Annotated in this window: 14 protein-coding genes; 5 read left to right on the top strand and 9 right to left on the bottom strand. The window is 73.8% G+C overall.

The annotated features are described in order from the left end of the window. Positions 1-232: 232 nt before the first annotated feature. Positions 233-1,270, top strand: a complete 1,038-nt coding sequence (rarD, locus tag G5C65_RS02200; protein ID WP_165296853.1) for an EamA family transporter RarD — start codon at positions 233-235, stop codon at positions 1,268-1,270. Here the strand turns inward: rarD and G5C65_RS02195 are convergent. Further along, positions 1,232-2,731, bottom strand: a complete 1,500-nt coding sequence (locus tag G5C65_RS02195) for a glycoside hydrolase (RefSeq protein ID WP_165296852.1) — start codon at positions 2,729-2,731, stop codon at positions 1,232-1,234. The two genes, rarD and G5C65_RS02195, sit on opposite strands and share 39 nt — an antisense overlap. Positions 2,732-2,943: 212 nt before the next feature. Here G5C65_RS02195 and G5C65_RS02190 point away from each other — a divergent pair, with 212 nt between their 5' ends. Continuing rightward, the gene (locus G5C65_RS02190; protein WP_165296851.1) at positions 2,944-3,468 is read left to right on the top strand and encodes a DUF1203 domain-containing protein; all 525 of its coding nucleotides are present in this window, start codon (positions 2,944-2,946) and stop codon (positions 3,466-3,468) included. Here the strand turns inward: G5C65_RS02190 and G5C65_RS02185 are convergent. The 6 genes from G5C65_RS02185 to G5C65_RS02160 all read right to left on the bottom strand — a co-directional run bounded on the left by G5C65_RS02185 (position 3,458) and on the right by G5C65_RS02160 (position 10,755). Next, positions 3,458-4,402, bottom strand: coding sequence for an ABC transporter permease (locus tag G5C65_RS02185; RefSeq protein ID WP_165296850.1), 945 nt, complete (start codon positions 4,400-4,402; stop codon positions 3,458-3,460). The two genes, G5C65_RS02190 and G5C65_RS02185, sit on opposite strands and share 11 nt — an antisense overlap. Beyond that, on the bottom strand, positions 4,389-5,378 hold the full coding sequence (locus tag G5C65_RS02180) for an ABC transporter ATP-binding protein (protein ID WP_165296849.1): 990 nt from the start codon (positions 5,376-5,378) through the stop codon (positions 4,389-4,391). Before G5C65_RS02180 ends, G5C65_RS02185 begins: the two co-directional genes overlap by 14 nt. 58 nt (positions 5,379-5,436) lie before the next feature. Further along, entirely contained in the window at positions 5,437-6,726 is a 1,290-nt protein-coding gene (locus G5C65_RS02175; protein ID WP_165296848.1) for a LolA family protein, read from the bottom strand. Positions 6,727-6,986: 260 nt separating this feature from the next. Further along, complete coding sequence (locus G5C65_RS02170) at positions 6,987-8,000, bottom strand: polyprenyl synthetase family protein (RefSeq protein WP_165296847.1); 1,014 nt, start codon at positions 7,998-8,000, stop codon at positions 6,987-6,989. 234 nt (positions 8,001-8,234) lie between these two features. Next, on the bottom strand, positions 8,235-9,452 hold the full coding sequence (locus G5C65_RS02165; protein WP_338146205.1) for an FAD-dependent oxidoreductase: 1,218 nt from the start codon (positions 9,450-9,452) through the stop codon (positions 8,235-8,237). 73 nt (positions 9,453-9,525) lie between these two features. After that, positions 9,526-10,755 carry a carboxylate--amine ligase gene (locus G5C65_RS02160; RefSeq protein WP_165296857.1) on the bottom strand — a complete coding sequence of 410 codons (1,230 nt, stop codon included), beginning with the start codon at positions 10,753-10,755 and terminating at the stop codon, positions 9,526-9,528. A 229-nt stretch (positions 10,756-10,984) separates the two neighbouring features. Between G5C65_RS02160 and fahA the strand changes: the two genes are divergently transcribed. Further along, positions 10,985-12,211, top strand: coding sequence for a fumarylacetoacetase (gene fahA / locus G5C65_RS02155; protein ID WP_165296846.1), 1,227 nt, complete (start codon positions 10,985-10,987; stop codon positions 12,209-12,211). 185 nt (positions 12,212-12,396) lie between these two features. On the opposite strand, the gene recQ is transcribed toward fahA, so the two are convergent. Continuing rightward, entirely contained in the window at positions 12,397-14,256 is a 1,860-nt protein-coding gene (gene recQ, locus G5C65_RS02150; RefSeq protein WP_165296845.1) for a DNA helicase RecQ, read from the bottom strand. A gap of 123 nt (positions 14,257-14,379) precedes the next feature. Here recQ and G5C65_RS02145 point away from each other — a divergent pair, with 123 nt between their 5' ends. Next, positions 14,380-14,934, top strand: coding sequence for a hypothetical protein (locus G5C65_RS02145; protein ID WP_165296844.1), 555 nt, complete (start codon positions 14,380-14,382; stop codon positions 14,932-14,934). Between the two features lie 78 nt (positions 14,935-15,012). On the opposite strand, the gene G5C65_RS02140 is transcribed toward G5C65_RS02145, so the two are convergent. Then, the gene (locus G5C65_RS02140) at positions 15,013-15,420 is read right to left on the bottom strand and encodes a cupin domain-containing protein (protein WP_165296843.1); all 408 of its coding nucleotides are present in this window, start codon (positions 15,418-15,420) and stop codon (positions 15,013-15,015) included. 180 nt (positions 15,421-15,600) lie between these two features. Between G5C65_RS02140 and G5C65_RS02135 the strand changes: the two genes are divergently transcribed. After that, positions 15,601-16,755, top strand: coding sequence for an NHL repeat-containing protein (locus G5C65_RS02135; protein WP_165296842.1), 1,155 nt, complete (start codon positions 15,601-15,603; stop codon positions 16,753-16,755). The last annotated feature ends 81 nt before the right edge of the window (positions 16,756-16,836 follow it).

Below are 16,836 nucleotides of genomic sequence, written 5' to 3'. Positions count from 1 at the left end.
GGACATGCGAGGGTTCCCTTCAACAGTCACGGCGGTGCGGGCGACAACCGGCCGCGTACCGGAATCCTTCCCGCCGCATCGCCCGAACCACCGGACCCGCCGGGCCTGCCGGGCCTGCCGGGCCTGCCGGGCCTGCGGAGCGTCAGGACCGTATGACGGAACGGAAATGACAGGCGGCCCGGGGGACCGTTACCGTGCGGGAGACGCGGGAGGACGGTGACGGGAGGCAGTGATGGGGACACGCAGGACGGGGCTGGCGTACGGCTTCGCCGCCTACGGAATGTGGGGGCTGCTCCCCCTCTACTGGCACCTGCTCAAGGACACCGGCGCCTGGGAGGTGCTGGCCCACCGGATGGTGTGGTCGCTGCCCACCGCGCTGGTGATCGTCCTCGTGCTGCGCCGCCGCTCCTGGATCCGCCCGCTGCTGCGGGATCGCAGGAAGCTCGGCCTGGTCGCGGTGGCCTCCTGCGTCATCACCGTCAACTGGGCGCTGTTCATCTGGGCGGTGAGCGCCGACCGGGTCGTCGAGTCGTCGCTGGGCTACTTCATCAACCCGCTGGTCTCCATCGCCTTCGGCGTCGTCCTGCTGCACGAGCGGCTGCGCCCCGCGCAGTGGGTGGCCGTGGGCATCGGCGCGCTCTCCGTCGTCGTGATGACGTTCGCGTACGGCAGGCTGCCGTGGATCTCCCTCACCCTGGCGCTGAGCTTCGCCACCTACGGGCTGGTCAAGAAGCGGATCAAGCTCGACGGGGTGGAGGGGTTCAGCGCGGAGACGGCGATGCTGTTCCTGCCCGCGCTCGGCTTCCTCGTCGTCCTCGGGGCCCGCGGCGAGGACAGCTTCGCCTCCGACGGCGCGGGGCACGCGCTGCTGCTGGCGTGCGCCGGACTGGCGACCGCGCTGCCACTGATCTTCTTCGGGGCCGCGGCGGTGCGGCTGCCGCTGTCCACGATCGGGCTGCTGCAGTACATGGCCCCGGCCACGATGTTCATCCTCGGCGTCACCGTGTTCCACGAGGAGATGCCCCCGGAGCGCTGGGCGGGCTTCGGGCTGGTGTGGCTGGCGCTGTGCGTGCTGACCTGGGACGCGCTGCGCGCGGCCCGGCGGGGCCGCGCCGAACTGCGGGCCGCGGCCGACAAGGCAGCGGACGAGACGGCCGCCGCCGCCCAGGCCACCGGCAAAGCCACCGGCAAGACCACCGGCAAGGCCGCCGACGGGCGCTCCGGCTCCCGGTCAGGCACGCACCCCGTCGAACTCGAAGGTGTGGACTGAGCGCGCGCCGAGCGTACGGCTGAGCCTGCCGCCCCGGAGCACGTCGTCCCGGTGCGCCGCGTACCGCTCCCCGCCGTCGTCGGCGCCGGTCGCCCAGCGCGGCACGGTGGTGCCGTCGGCGGGCACCGTGCCGAACGCCGTGAGGTCGAGGGTGACCTCCCGCGCGGCGTTCCCGGTGTTGGCGGCGACGACGACCAGCCGCCCCGCGCCCTCGTCCCACGCGGCGACGACCGCGTCGTCCCCGGTGTCGATCATCCGCATCCCCGGCCGGATGTGCCGGGTGTACTGCGCGAGCAGATAGAACTTGGGGCGCACGGTGCCGAGGGTGTTGGTGGACGAGTCGAAGTCGATCAGCGCCCACACCTGGGTCTCGTCGATCACCTGCCAGTAGAGCCAGCCGCTGGGGCGCAGTTGGCGCAGGTCCAGATGGAGGTTGGTCACCATCGACAGGCCGGTGCCGTCCCGGTCCCCGTACTCCGAGTTCCACAGCCCCTTGCCCGCCGCGGCCGCCGCGTCGCGGAGGGCGGCGCGCGGCCCGCTCGACCCCGAGTAGCCGTGCACGTTGATCCGGCCGACCGCGTCCCGGGCGGCGCCGCCGTAGGAGCGCCAGGTGTCCAGGGCCACCTGGTAGTTGGTCTCGTCGGAGGCGGCGACGGCGGTGTCGGCGAGCCCCCGCCGGTTCAGCTCGCGCCGCAGATGGGCCAGCACCTCCTCCTGGACGGCGGCGTCGAAGTGGCAGCCCTCCTGCTTGCCGGTGGCGCTCCAGTAGTCGGACGTGGACTCGTTGAACGCCTCGACGGAGACGAACGGCACCCCCCACTCGTCGGCCGAGCGCCTGGCGACCTCGGCGAGGTAGACGGCGAACTGCCGGTAGTTCCACGGCTGGAGGTTGTTGTCGGAGCCGGAGGCGGCGCCGGAGGGGTTGTGATTGAGACACATCCACCACATGGGCGAGTTGGAGAACAGCTCGGCCTTCGCGCCCCGGTCGTGGGCCTTGCGGAGCATGGCCCGCTGCGCGGCGTCGGCGGACCAGTCCCAGGCGGCGGAGGACGGGTCCTCGTCGCGCCAGTCCTTCCAGTACCCCTCGATCTGCTTGAAGCGGGGGATATTGGGCGACTCGACCATGCGTTCGCCGTTGACGGCGTTCCAGCTGCACGCGCCGAGGTTGTAGCGCGCGAGGTTCAGCCCGAGGCCGGGCAGCGGGGCGCCGCCGACGTCGACGGTGCGCCGGGTGAAGAACACATCGGCGAGGTCGTCCCGCTCCCCGAACACATTCGCCCACCAGGCGAGCGAGGTCCCCCAGCCCTCCCAGGCGCCCCAGCTCCCGGCGGGGTCGATCCCGACGGACGCGGCCTGCCGCGCCGTACCCGCCGTACCGGTCGCCGCCCGCGCCGTACCGGGCAGCAGCAGCCCGGCGGCCGCCGCGCCGGAGGCGGTGGCGAGAAGATCCCTGCGTCGCATATGACCGCTCCGTCCGTCCTGGTGGTCGCTCACGGGTACGGAACGGCACAGTAGCCACGCGCGGTGCGGGCGCCCGCACCGCGCGCAGGGAACGAAACTTTCGCTCCCCATCCGGTCATTCGGTCACCGAAAACGCCCCTCGGGTCCTCCCGCCGAGCGCCGTGTCCGGATTCCGCCAGCGGCCGGGGGCGGAACCGCCGACGCTGGGGCGCATGAACGCCTACCGCCCCCGTCCGATTCCGCCCGCCGCCCTGCGAGAGCTCCGCGAGACCGACGACTCCGGGCGGCCCTGCCGGCCGTACACCGCCCGCGAGGACGGGGTCCCGCTCCCCAGCGTCGGCAGTCCGCTGCGCTGCTGTCTGCGGGCCATCGAGCCCGGTGAGCGGGTCGCGCTCGTCTCGTACGCGCCGCTGCGGCGCTGGGCGGCCGAGACGGGGGCCGAACCGGGCGCGTACGGGGAGTCCGGGCCGGTCTTCATCCACGCCGCGGAGTGCGCGGGGCCGCCGGCCACCGGGGGCTACCCCTTCGCGCGGCCGGGGGCGCTGCGCGTCCTGCGCCGCTACAGCGACCAGGGCCGCATCGTCGGGGGCCGCCTCTTCGAGATCCCCGAGGAGGCCGCCTCCGGGTTCGACCAGGGCTTCGACGAGGCGTTCGCCGATCCGGAGGTGGCGCTGGTGCACGTACGGGCCGTGGAGTACGGCTGCTTCCAGTTCGAGGTGCGGCGGCCTACGCCGTGATGTCCTTCGTGGTGAAGCGCGCCCACGCGGCGGAGGCGAAGACCGCCCCGTACACCCCCTGCAGCCCGAGGTTCTTCAGCAGGTCGTCCCAGTAGATCGGGTCCCGGAGCACGTCGGCGAAGCTCAGCCAGTAGTTCGGGAAGAGATAGGGGTGGATGTCGTGCAGCTGCGGGATGGAGTTGACGATCTGCACCGTGATCAGCAGCCCGACCGTGGCGGCCATCGCCGCGATGCCGCTGTTGGTGAGCGTCGAGATGAACAGCCCCACCGCCGCCAGGCCGATCAGGGACGCGGCGACCAGGGCGGCCACCAGCAGCGCCCGCAGCAGCCCCTCGCCGAACGGCACCGAGGTGCCGGACAGCAGCGTGACCTCGCCCACCGGGAACAGCAGCGCCCCCGTCGCCAGCGCCGAGACGGCCACCACCAGGGTCGCCGTGAGGCAGAAGGCGAGGACGGTGGTGAACTTCGCCAGCAGCAGCCGGGTCCGGCCCGCCGGGGCGACCAGCAGATAGCGCAGGGTCCCGGCGTTCGCCTCGCCGGCGACGGCGTCGCCCGCGATCACGCCCACGGTCATCGGGAGGAAGAAGGGGAGGGTGGCCGCCAGCGAGGTGAAGACCAGGAACAGTCCGTTGTTCGTGACCTGCGAGATGAACGCCGGGCCGTCGCCGTCCCCGCCGCCGACGGTGCCGCCGCCGCTCGTCTCGATCTTGACGGCGACGCCGACCAGCACCGGCACCAGCGCCAGCACCCCGAACAGCGCGAGGGTGCGCCAGCGGCGGAACGTCGTGATCAGCTCGGAGCGGAGGAAGCCCAGCGACCAGAGGGGGCTGACGGGGCGGGAGGCCGCCGCAGCGCCGGTCCGCGCCGCGCTGCCGGCCCGCGCCGCCTCCTCCGCCCCGGCGCCCGTCCCGGCCTCCGGCTCAGCCAGCGACATCGAAGCCCTCCCCGGTCAGTGAGACGAAGACATCCTCCAGTGAGGCCCGTTCCATACCGAACGAGCGTACGCGCACCTCGGCGCGGACGAGCGCGGCGTTGAGGTCCGCCGGATCGGGCGGCGCCCCCTCGGGGCCGTCCGGCACCGGGAGCTCCCCACAGACCCGGTCCTCCTCGGCCGTCAGGTCCGTCACGCCGTGCTCCTTGAGGACGCGCACCGCCTCGGCCGGGTCCGGCGTGGTGACCAGCAGCCGCCCCCGCGCTCCGGCGGCCATCTCGGCGACGGTGCCCTGGGTGACGAGCCGGCCGCGGTTCATCACGGCCGTGTGCGAGCAGACCTGCTCGATCTCGTCGAGGAGGTGGGAGGAGAGGAAGACGGTGATGCCGCCGTCCGCCAGCTCCCGCACGAGGTGCCGGATCTCGCGCATGCCCTGGGGGTCGAGTCCGTTCGTCGGCTCGTCCAGGACCAGCAGCTCGCGGGGCTGGAGGAGGGCCGCGGCGAGGCCGAGGCGCTGCTTCATCCCGAGGGAGTAGGCGCGGGCCTTCTTGCCCGCGGCCGCAGCGAGCCCGACCCGCTCCAGCGCCTGGCCGACGCGGGCCGTCCGGGTGCGGGGGTCCGCCGTGGGGTCGGCCGCGTCCAGACGGAGCAGGTTGTCGCGGCCGGAGAGGAAGCCGTAGAGGGCCGGGCCCTCGATGAGGGCGCCGACCCTCGGCAGCACCCGGCGCACCCCCTGCGGCATGGGCGAGCCGAGCAGCCGCGCGGTGCCGCCGCTCGGCTCGATCAGCCCCAGCAGCATCCGGATCGTCGTCGTCTTGCCCGAGCCGTTGGGCCCGAGGAAGCCGAAGACGCTGCCGCGGGGCACGGCGAGGTCGAGCGCGTCGACAGCGAGCTGACCGCCTCGGTAGCGCTTGGTGAGCCCCTCGGTGGAGATCACTGTCCCGTCGTCGCTACGGTCGGCGGCGGTCAGCTCTGCCATACGCTCGCTCTCCCCTGTCTGCTTTCCGGTCTGCTTTTCCGGTCCTGCTCTTCCGGTCCTACTTCGCGTCCGCGTTGGCGGCCTTCAGCAGGCCGTCCTTGGAGACGGCGCCCACGTACAGGGTGCCGTCCTCGGTCATCAGGGCGTTGACCATCCGGGTGTGGAAGACGCGGCCGGTGCCGAAGTCGCCCTTGACCTCGTCCGTGAGGCCGTCGAGGAACTTCTCGATCTGCGCGCCGCCCTTGCCGTCCACGCTCAGTCCGTTGGGCGGCACCTGGATCTTGTCCTTGTCGATCAGGCTGCCCGCGACCCGCGGCATGTCGATCTTGGCGACCTTGCCCCAGTCGCTGACGTCCCCGCCCAGGATGCCGAAGCCGGTCAGATCGGGCTTGGCATTCCGCTCGGCTCCGCGCGCCTTGCGGTCCAGCTTGCCCTCGGTGACCTTGGTCCCCTTCGGCGGCTTGAAGTCGAAGGTGCTCGCGGACGGCTTGCCGAAGTCGACCTTGGTGTAGGCCACGTCGACCGCTGCCTTGCCGCCCTCCTTCGGGGAGAGCGTGAACTTCAGCGGCGCGCCGTTGTCGCCGTCCACCGCGATCCGGATCTCCTTGACGGTGGAGTCCGCGGCGCCCTTGCCCTTGGGCTTGAGGACCAGCTGGTACGCGTCGCGGCCCGCGACCTTCGCGGTGCCGTCGACGGAGACCGAGGTGCCGGACTTCTCCGCCGCCTCAAGGGCCTCCTTGGCCACCTTGTCCGGGGTCAGATCGGCCATCCCGCCGTGCCGGGGCGACTTCTTCGCGTCCCCCTGGGGGAGGTCGCTGTGCCAGGCGGTGTTGCTGGCGCTGTCGTACGCCCACAGCTCGCCGCCGTTGCGGACCAGGCTGTACTCGGCGGCGTCCTCGACCACGGACAGCCGCTGCTTGTCGGGGCCGTCGGAGGCGACGCGCAGCCGGTGCTCGCCGGAGGCCAGCTGCATCAGCTTCTCCTGCGGCGCCGCGCTGGACTTGCCGTCCCCGGAGTCCCCGGAGTCTCCGGAGTCCTTGCCCTTCTCCTCGTCCGGGCCGCCGTGCCGGCCGCCGAACAGTCCGCCGCCCTGGCCGCCGGAGCTGCCGGGGAGGGAGGGAAGGCCGAGGTCGGTCTCTATCTTGACGGTGCCGGAGATCTGGTCGACATCGGACTTCGCCATCTTCTTCACGAGGTCCTTGGCCGTGATCTTCGGCAGATCGGGGCTGCCGCTGTCGGCGAGCGCGGGCACCATCGCCGCGGTGACAGCCGCCACTCCGGCGATGGCGACCGGTACGCCGTACCGGAGCGCCTTGCGCCTGGGCGTGTTCGGTGAGATCTGTGCCATGTGTACGTTCTACCTCCGTCGTCGGCGGCGGTCCGGTTACGTCGCAACCTCGCACTCGTCCACCCCTTGCCGCCATTCTCACCCGAATCGGTGCGGGGGGTGTGCCTCTATGGGACCAAATCCCCCGTCAACGCGGCGTCAGCCGACGGGGGCAAGTGTCCGTACTCCCCCGGGATGAGGCCGCGGGGCGCCGGCTCCGCCGCTGTAGGGGGAAACCCTGAGACCAGGCGCGCCCCGGGGGCGGACGGGGCGGGGAGACGTCAGCTCGCCCGGTCCGCCACCGAGTCGCACAGCGCCGCCAGCGCCTGCTTCGCCGCCCCCTCCGGCAGCGGCTCCAGCAGCGCCCGCGCCTCCTGCGCGTACCGCAGGGTGTCCTGCCGGGCCTGCTCCAGCGCGGGGTGCGCCCGCAGCCCGGCCAGCGCCTCCGCGTGCCGCGCGTCGTCGGTGAGGTCCCCCTCCAGCAGGGCGGACAGCGCGCGGTCCTCCGGCGTGGCGTCCGGCGACCCGGCCCGCGCGCGCACATACAGCACCGGCAGCGTCGCGACGCCCTCGCGCAGATCGGTGCCCGGCGTCTTGCCGGACTCCCACGCGTCGCTGGCGATGTCCAGCACGTCGTCCGCGAGCTGGAAGGCGACGCCGACCCGCTCCCCGTACTGGGTGAGGATCGACACAATCCTTTCGTCGGCCCCGGACATCAGCCCGCCGAAGTGCCCCGCCGCCGCGATCAGCGAGCCGGTCTTGCCCGCGACGACGTCGAGGTAGTGGGCGACCGGATCCTGGCCCTCGGCGGGTCCCGCGGTCTCCTGGATCTGCCCGGTGACCAGCCGTTCGAACGCCTCGGCCTGGACGCGTACGGCCTCGGGGCCGAGGTCGGCCAGTATCTGCGAGGCGCGGGCAAAGAGGAAGTCGCCGGTGAGCACCGCGACGGAGTTGTCCCAGTTGGCGTTGGCGCTGGCCACGCCGCGGCGGACATCCGCCTGGTCCATGACGTCGTCGTGGTAGAGCGTGGCGAGGTGGGTCAGCTCGACCACCACGCCGGAGGGGACGACGCCGGGCGCGTACGGATCGCCGAACTGGGCTCCCAGGCTCACCAGCAGCGGACGGAACCGCTTCCCGCCCGCCCGCACCAGATGCTGGGCCGCCTCGGTGATGAACGGAACGTCACTCTTCGTGGCCTCGATGAGGCCCTCCTCGACAGCCGCCAGCCCTGCCTGGACATCGACTTCGAGAGCCTGGTCCCGCACGCTCAGCCCGAAGGTCCCAACGACGGTCACGAGGGGTACTCCTGTCTGCGACGTCCCACTGGCCCGGTGCCACCATCACCTGGCAGCGTATCCGGTCAGTTGACGATCACCATCGGCGCCCGTCAGACCGTCACGGAAAGTACCCGTCGATTCCGCCCCGCGGCACGGGCCGGCACCGGGCACAGGGCGTGGCCGGCGGATCGTGCGGGGCACATGGGCGCTCGGCGCCGCTCGGCGTCTGGGGGGGGCTGAGCCGGACACGCCCTACCCGTCCGCCACCGACGCCGCGATCCGCCGGGAGGCGAACCGCGTACCCGCCACGAACCGCATCAGCGGGCCGTACGAGGCCGCCGCCGGAAGCCCCGTGAAGTACAGCCCGGGGACCGAGGACTCCAGCCCCGCGCCCAGCAGCGGCACCGGGGCGCGCCCGCTGCGGGCCAGCGCGGCCCGCAGCTCGTGGCCGAGGAAGTCCATCGCAGCCAGGTGCACCCGGTAGCCGGTCGCGGCGATGATGTGGTCCGCCGCCAGCACCGCGCCCCCGGCCAGCTCCAGCTCCGCGCCCCGGCCGCCCGGCCCGGTGCCCGCGCGCACGAGGGCCCGGCCCTGGACGACCCGGACCCGCTCGGTGAACCGCTCCCGCAGCCACCAGGCGCCGAGCGGCCCCAGCACCCGCCGCACCAGCGCGTGCCGGGCCGGCGCGGGCAGGAAGCGGAAGGCCCCGGCGTACTCCGCGAACGCGTACAGCGACCAGGCGCGGCCGAACGGCGAGCGCGGCCGCAGCCGCGGCTGCCGGTCCGGCGGGGCGCCGAAGCCGACGGCCGCGCGCCCGCGCGCCACCACCCGCACCGCCGCGCCCGCCTCGGCGGCCAGCACCGCCGTCTCCAGCGCGGACTGCCCGGCGCCCACCACCAGCACCGCGCGGCCCGAGAGCGCCGCCGGGTCCGGGTGCTGCGAGCTGTGCGAGACGGGGCCTGCCGGGGTGGGCCCGCCGGGGACGGCGGCGGCCAGCTGCGGCGGCAGATACGCGCAGCCGGTCAGCCCCGTCGCGACCACCACGGCGCGCGCCGCGCAGCTCTCGCCCGAGTCCAGCTTCACCTCGAAGCCGCCGCCGGGCCCGCGGTCGACGGCGACCACCCGGACCCGCTCCAGGCCGGGCACCAGCTCGCGCTGGAACCACCGGCCGTAGCGGGTGAACGTCTCGCCCGGCACCAGATCCCAGTCGGACGCGCAGGGCGGCTCGCCGGCCGCACGGCAGTAGTCCGCCAGGGTGTGGCCGGGCCGCGGCGCGTCGATGTCCGAGGCGTCGGCTGTCGACTTGAGCAGCATGCCGGCGGGCATATGGGTACTCCAACTGGCCATCGGCTCCCCGAAGACCCGCGTCGGCACCCCCCGCGCCCGCAGATGCGCGGCGGCGGACAGCCCGTACGGGCCGGCCCCGATGACGACTGCGGGCAGCCCGCGGCGCCCCTGTTCTCCGCTCACTGAGTCCCCACCCCTCGTGTGCCCCTTGTGTGCCCCTGTGTGCCCCTGTGCGCCCCTGTGCGCTGGTCACTCGCTAGGTGCCGGCCCGGCGGCCGCTCCACCACCGCCACAGATGCTGCGCGCCGGGCCGCAGCAGCCGGGCCGCCATCAGCGCGGCGGGCAGCGGATCGTCGGCCGCCAGCCACGCCAGCTCGGTGCCCCGGGCCCGCGCCGGGGTGTGCGGGGCGCGGTACCCGGGGCCGCCGCGCCCGCGGCGATAGGCGAGCCGCGCCACCGGGTCGATGTTCTCCACGACATACCGCCACCCGTCCCGCTGCTCCCCCTCCGGCACCGCGCGGCCGGTCAGGTCGAGATGCTGGGCGCGGACCACGTCGACGCCCGCGCCGTTCTCGAACAGCCGGAACTGGGCGCCCATCCGCGGGTTGAAGTCCAGCAGCTTGTACTGCCCGTCGCGGCGGTCGAAGCGCCAGTCCAGATCGATGATCCCGGTGAAGCCCAGCCGCTTGATGAACTGCGCGGCGAGCGCGGCCAGCTCCGGGTTGTCCACGGCGTACGCCGCCGCCGTCATCCCCGCGTGCGGCGGCCACGAGCGCGCCTTGACCCCGGTGAACAGCGCCAGCGGCTCGCCGTCCCGCCCGAAGTAGGCGTGCACGATCCAGTCCTCGGCCTCCTCCAGCGGCAGATACTCCTGGAGGACCACCCCGGGGCGCTCGCCCCAGCGCCGCGCCAGCACGAGGAGCTGCTCGGCGCCGCCGATGCGGGTCGTACCGTGCACGGCCGGGCTTCTGCGCCGCTCGAACGCCGCGCGGTTCTTGGCGACCACCGGGAAGCGGGCCCGCTCGGCGAACCGCTCCACCTCAGCGAACGTCCGCGGGGCGCAGCTCGCCGGGGACGGGACGCCGTGCTCGACGCACAGCTCGTGCAGCCCCTGCTTGCTGGCCAGCCGCCGCGGCAGGTCGCACCGCACCCGCGGGAAGAGGAACCACTCGGTCAGCTCCGGCTGGTGCTCGGCGATCAGGACCGCGGCCTCCTCGTCCGTCGGGATCAGCACGGCGGGCCGCCCGATGCGCCGCCCGGCCCGCAGCAGGCCGGCGAGCAGCCGCCCGCGCGGCTCGCGCCCGCTCGTCGGCCACACGATCGGCTCCCGCAGATAGCGGGAGCGTGCCGCGGGCGTCCAGCGGTCCTCCGTGATGGCGTACATCGGCACCCCGAGCCGGCCCAGGCTGCGGATCGCGCCGACGCCGCCGTGGTGCAGCGGATAGTCCCCCACCTTGACGATCAGTCCCGGTACGGACCGGTCCATACGCGCCCGCAGGCACGCGCCGTTCCTCGCCACTCGCCCCCCCCAACGGGCACGGCGCGTCCCCGGCGCCCGCCGGCCGCCGCCGGCCGCCAGCCGCCGCCGGCCGTCGGCTGCCTCTTCCGCCATGCCCCGAACAGCACGTTAAGGGCGAATATCCCGTTCCGCCAAGACGTTCCGGACAATGCGCACACCTTCTGGCGGACCTGCACGGGACCGTAACCTGACCCCCATGAGTGCACCCGACGAGCCCACCGGGGCCGCTGGCCTCTTCGGCCCGGACAACCTTCCGTACGGCCTCTTCACCCACGCGGACGCGCCCGGCCACCGCCGCATCGGCGTCCGCTACCACGACCGGATCCTCGACGCGGGCGCCGCCGCCACCGCGCTCGGCTCCCCGCACGCGGACCTGCTCACCCGGCCCTCGCTGAACGCGCTGATGGCGGCGGGCCGCGCCGCCTGGCAGGCCGTCCGCGCCGAGCTGCGCGACTGGCTGACGGACGGCGCCGCCGACCCGTATCTGCACCCCCTGGCCGGCGCCACCCTGCACCTCCCGTTCGACGTCGCCGACTACGTCGACTTCTACGCGAGCGAGCACCACGCCACCAACCTCGGCCGGCTGTTCCGGCCGGACTCGGCGCCGCTGCTGCCCAACTGGAAGCATCTGCCCGTCGGCTACCACGGCCGCTCCGGCACCGTCGTGGTCTCCGGCACGCCCGTCGTGCGCCCGCGCGGCCAGCGCAAGCCGCCCACCGACCCGGCGCCCTCCTTCGGCCCCTCGCGCCGCCTCGACATCGAGGCCGAGCTGGGCTTCGTCGTCGGCATGCCGAGCGCGCAGGGCGGTGCGGGCGTCGGCCTGCGGGACTTCCGCGAACACGTCTTCGGGGTGACGCTGCTGAACGACTGGTCGGCGCGCGACCTGCAGGGCTGGGAGGGCCAGCCGCTCGGCCCGCATCTGGCGAAGTCCTTCGCGACGTCCGTCTCCCCCTGGATCACCCCGCTGGACGCGCTGGAAGCCGCCCGCACCGCGCCCCCGGCGCGCGACGTCCCGCTGCTGCCGTACCTGGACGACGGCGCGGACGGCGTCGAGCCGGGCGGCCTCGACCTGCGCCTGACGGTACGGCTCAACGGGCACACCATCGCCGAGCCGCCGTTCTCCGCCATGTACTGGACCGGCGCGCAGATGCTGGCCCATATGACGGCGGGCGGCGCGTCCCTGCGCACCGGCGACCTCTACGGCTCCGGCACGGTCAGCGGCCCCGACCGGCTCACCCAGTCGGGCTGTCTGCAGGAGCTGACCTGGGGCGGCGCCGAGCCGGTCGAACTGCCGGACGGCAAGCGGACGTTCCTGGAGGACGGTGACGAGGTCACCCTCTCCGGTTGGGCGCCCGGACCGGGCGGGGAGCGGATCGGGCTCGGCGAGGTGACGGGACGGGTACGGCCGGCCCCTGCTGCCTGACGCCGGTGGGCTCGACGCCGGGGAGGAGCTGCCCCCTGCTGTTCGTCGCGGGGCGCGGGTGAGCTGGGGGTACCCCCTGCTCGAGCGAAGCCGAGAGCTTGCGGGAGGCCGAGCGCGCCCCGCGGCGGAGCCGCTATGGACACAGCCCCGCGCCCCTGCCGGGGCGCACCGGACGCGAAGCCCCGCTACTCCTCCCCCGCCACCACCTCCAGCACGCCCTCGCCGTAGGTCGCCAGCTTCTTCTCGCCGATGCCGGCGATCTCGCCCAGCTCGGACCCGGTCGCGGGCCTGCGGGCCGCGATCTCCCGCAGCGTCGCGTCGTGGAAGACGACATACGCCGGAACGCCCTGCTCCCTCGCCCGCTCCGCCCGCCAGGCGCGCAGGGCCTCGAAGAGCGGCTGCGCCTCCTCGGGCAGCTCGGCGGCGATGGGGGCCGCGGCCTTGGCCTTCGGCCGGGCCGCGGCCTTGGGGGGCCGGGCGTCCTTGCGGAGCAGCACCTCCCGCTCCGCGCGCAGCACCGGGGCGCTGGCGTCCGTCAGCACCAGCGTGCCGTACTCGCCCTCGATCTCCAGCAGCCCCTGCGCCAGCAGTTGCCGCACGATGGTCCGCCACTCGGCCTCGGCCAGGTCGGAGCCGATGCCGAAGACGGACAGCGCATCGTGGTCGAACTGGATGACCTTCGCCGTCTTCCTGCCCAGCAGGATGTCCACGATCTGGCCCGTTCCGAACTTCTGCCCCCGCTCCCGCTTCAGGCGCACCACCGTGGACAGCACCTTCTGGGCCGGGACGGTGCCGTCCCAGGTCTCGGGCGGGGTGAGGCAGGTGTCGCAGTTGCCGCAGGTCTCCCCCGCCTCCTGGCCGAAGTACGACAGGACGCGGGCCCGGCGGCAGCTCACCGTCTCGCACAGCGCCAGCATGGCGTCGAGGTGCGCGCGGGAGCGCCGCTGATGCGCCTCGTCGCCCTCGCCGCCCTCCAGCAGCTTCCGCTGCTGCACGACGTCCTGCAGCCCGTACGCCAGCCACGCGGTGGCCGGCAGGCCGTCGCGGCCCGCGCGGCCCGTCTCCTGGTAGTACCCCTCCACCGACTTGGGCAGGTCCAGGTGGGCGACGAAGCGGACGTCCGGCTTGTCGATCCCCATGCCGAAGGCGATGGTGGCGACCACCACCAGGCCCTCCTCGCGCAGGAAGCGCGCCTGGTGGGCCGCGCGGGTGCCCGCGTCCAGCCCCGCGTGGTACGGCACCGCCTCGACGCCCTCGCGGCACAGGAACTCCGCCGTCTTCTCCACGCCGTTCCGCGACAGGCAGTAGACGATGCCCGCGTCGCCCTCGTGCTCCTCCTTCAGGAAGCGCAGCAGCTGCTTGCGCGGGTCGTTCTTGGGGACGATGCGGTACTGGATGTTGGGGCGGTCGAAGCTCGCGACGAAGTCGCGCGCGCCCGCCAGGCCCAGCCGCTCGGTGATCTCCTGGTGTGTGGCCCGGGTGGCCGTGGCCGTCAGGGCCACCCGCGGCACGTCCGGCCAGCGCTCGCCCAGCTGGGCGAGGCCCAGATAGTCCGGGCGGAAGTCGTGGCCCCACTGCGCGACGCAGTGCGCCTCGTCGATCGCGAAGAGCGCCACCTCGCCGCGGGCGAGCAGCGCGGTGGTGGCCTCCAGCCGCAGCCGCTCGGGCGCGAGGTAGAGCAGGTCGAGCTCGCCCGCGAGGAACTCGGCCTCCACCACCCGGCGTTCCTCGAAGTCCAGCGTGGAGTTGATGAAGCCGGCCCGCACGCCCAGCGCGCGCAGCGCGTCCACCTGGTCCTGCATCAGGGCGATCAGCGGCGAGATCACCACGCCCGTGCCGCGTCTCACGAGCGCCGGGATCTGATAGCACAGCGACTTGCCGCCGCCCGTCGGCATCAGCACCACGGCGTCGCCGCCGCCGATGACATGCTCGACGACCGCTTCCTGCCGGCCGCGGAACGCGTCATAGCCGAAGACGCGCTTCAGCACATCCAGCGCGCCGCTTCCTGCCGCCCCGGCGGAATCCTCCGCCCTCTCCTGAAGCATGCCGCCACCCTAAGCGGCCGCACCGACAGCGCGCACAGCTTCTTCTCCCGGGGCCCGCCCCGCCGCTGCCGGGCACGCTCTAGGGTTGTCGTGATCCTGTAAACGATCGAGGAGGGCGAGTACGTGCGCACGTCAGCGCGGATGACGGGGGCGGCCACCGCGGCGGTGGTGGCCGGACTGCTGCTGAGCGGCTGCGGAAGCAGCGACGACGGCGGGGACGGGTCGAAGGACGCCAAGGACGCCAAGGACAAGAGCTCCGCCACGCCCTCGACGCCGGAGGCACCCGGCAAGGAGAAGGACGCCGCCGACGACGCCGCCGGCGGCAAGGCGACGCTGTCCGGCTTCTGGCAGACCAGGGCGGGCGGCGACACGATGGTGCTGACCATCGTCGACGACGCCGCCTCGCTGCGGCGGGACGGGAAGATGTGCACCGGCCGGGTGCTGGGCACCGGCGATACGAAGTCGCTCACCCTCAAGTGCCCCGGCGGCACCGGCGAGGAGCGGACCAACGGACAGGTCGGCGCCCTCACCGCGAAGACCCTCAAGGTCAGCTGGAACGGCGGCGCCACCGACCGCTACGTCAAGGCCGCCGAGGCCCCGTCGAAGCTGCCGAAGGCCCCGGAGGAGCTGCCGGACCTCAGGGAGGGGCTGAAGAAGATCACCGAGGGCCAGGAGTAGGGCCGGGAGCAGGACCGGGAGCAGCGCGGCGCCGGGCCTGCGCGGCGTCCCCGCCCGCGCGGCGGGCGGGGACGCGCGTCATCTCCCGTCCCCGGGCCCGCCGGACTCGTCGCGCGGTCTCAGCAGGTGCACCGACTCCTGCTCGTGCGGGTCCGTACGGGCCACGACCACGGTCACCGGCTCCTCTCCGGTCACCGGCATATGCGGCAGATCGGCCGGGACGTACACCATGTCGCCGGGGCGCAGGGTGTCGTGCTGGGCCAGATCCTCCCCGTGCCAGATCTCGTGCGTTCCGCTGATCACATATATCGCCGACTCGTGGCCCGCGTGGACATGCGGCTCGCCCTTGGAGTGGGGCGGAATGTGCAGCACGTGCATGCACAGACCGCGGGCTCCGACGGACTCGGCCGACACGCCCTGGCTGAACACGCCCCCCTGCTTGCCTTCGTATCCGGCCTTCTCCCTGCGGAGGATCACACAACCCATGGTCGAACTCCTACCGGTCCCTTACCCGTGTCACTGACGCCCCAAGGCCGATGACATCGGCCCCAGTTGGTTCCAACGTGGCGAAATTTAGCGCCTGGGTGACTAGCCGCGCCCGGCGGGGCGCAGCAAGGTGTGGGCCCTGGACCGCGCGACCAGAGACACGACAAGGGAGGGGTCTGCGTGGAGCGAAGACGTTTTGTGGCCACGGCACTCGGGGCGGCATCGGCGGGACTCGTCGCGGGCGCGGCGTCCGCGGCCCCTGCACAGGCGCGTACGCAGGGGGTGCGCGCCCGCGCGGAGTGGCGCCCGGTGCCCGCGCCGGGCGCTGATCCGGGAGCGCAGCTCCTCCAGACGGTGGCGCTCGACGCATCGCTGGCCTGGGCCGTCGGCGAGGAGTCGCGGGGCTCGGCGGACGAGCGGGGACGGCCGCTGGCCATGCGGTGGAACGGGGCCCGCTGGACGCGGTCCGAGCTGTCGGACGCCGCGTTCACGGGCGGGCTGCGCTCGGTCGCCGCCACCTCCCCCGGCGATGTGTGGGCCGTGGGCTCGGCGGAGAGCGGACCGGGGCGCATCCTGCGCTTCAACGGCACCCGCTGGCGCGCGGTCGACTATCCGCACACCCCCGACACCCGGCTGTGGGCCGTCGCCGCCGGGCCCGACCGGCAGGTGTGGGTCACGGGGCTGCACGAGGGCGCGGCGCGGCTGCTGAACTGGAACGGGGTGCGCTGGCGCTGGCTGGACCCGCTGCCCGTCGACCGCCCCGAGTACGCCGACCTCACCTCCGTCACCGTACGGGAGCAGGGCGATGTGTGGGTGTCGGGCAGCCAGACCGTGGAAGCCGCCTGGGTCGGGCTCGTGGCCCGCTGGGACGGCCGCTGGGCGGTGCTGCCGGGCACGGGCGGCATCCGGTCCGGCATCAGCGGGGTGCTGCCGCTCGCGAAGAACGACGTGTGGGCCGTCGGCGCGGCCTTCGGGGTCGGCGGGCCGCCCGGCAAGCCGCCGGGTGCCGTGCTGGTGCACTGGGACGGTACGGAGTGGACGAGCGCCCCCAAGGACATCGGGCCCGGCGCGCTGACCGGCATCGCCGGTGACGGCCAGGGGCGTCCCGGCTGGATCTGCGGGTGGGAGTTCTGGGACCAGAGCCGCACCGCGTATCTCCGCTGGGACGGTGGGGCGTGGAAGCTGGTGCGGGGCCCGGCGGACGAGGCGGTGCCGAATCCGTACCTCAGCGGGGTGACCCGGGTTCCGGGAGGCGGCTACCTCTCCGTGGGCCGCACCCACCATGGCACGGGCCCCTCCGTGGCCCCGTACAGCGAGACGACGCTCCCCGGGTGAACGAGAGCGGCCCCTGCTCAGCCGTGGCTGAACAGGGGCCGCCCCTTGTTGTCCGTCGCAGGCCGCACGCGCGCTCCGGCC

The organism is Streptomyces boncukensis, from assembly GCF_011045075.1.
Classification (GTDB): Bacteria; Actinomycetota; Actinomycetes; order Streptomycetales; family Streptomycetaceae; genus Streptomyces; species Streptomyces boncukensis.
The sequence above is the reverse complement of the archived record's forward strand: the minus strand, read 5'-3'. Positions and strand labels throughout refer to the sequence as shown.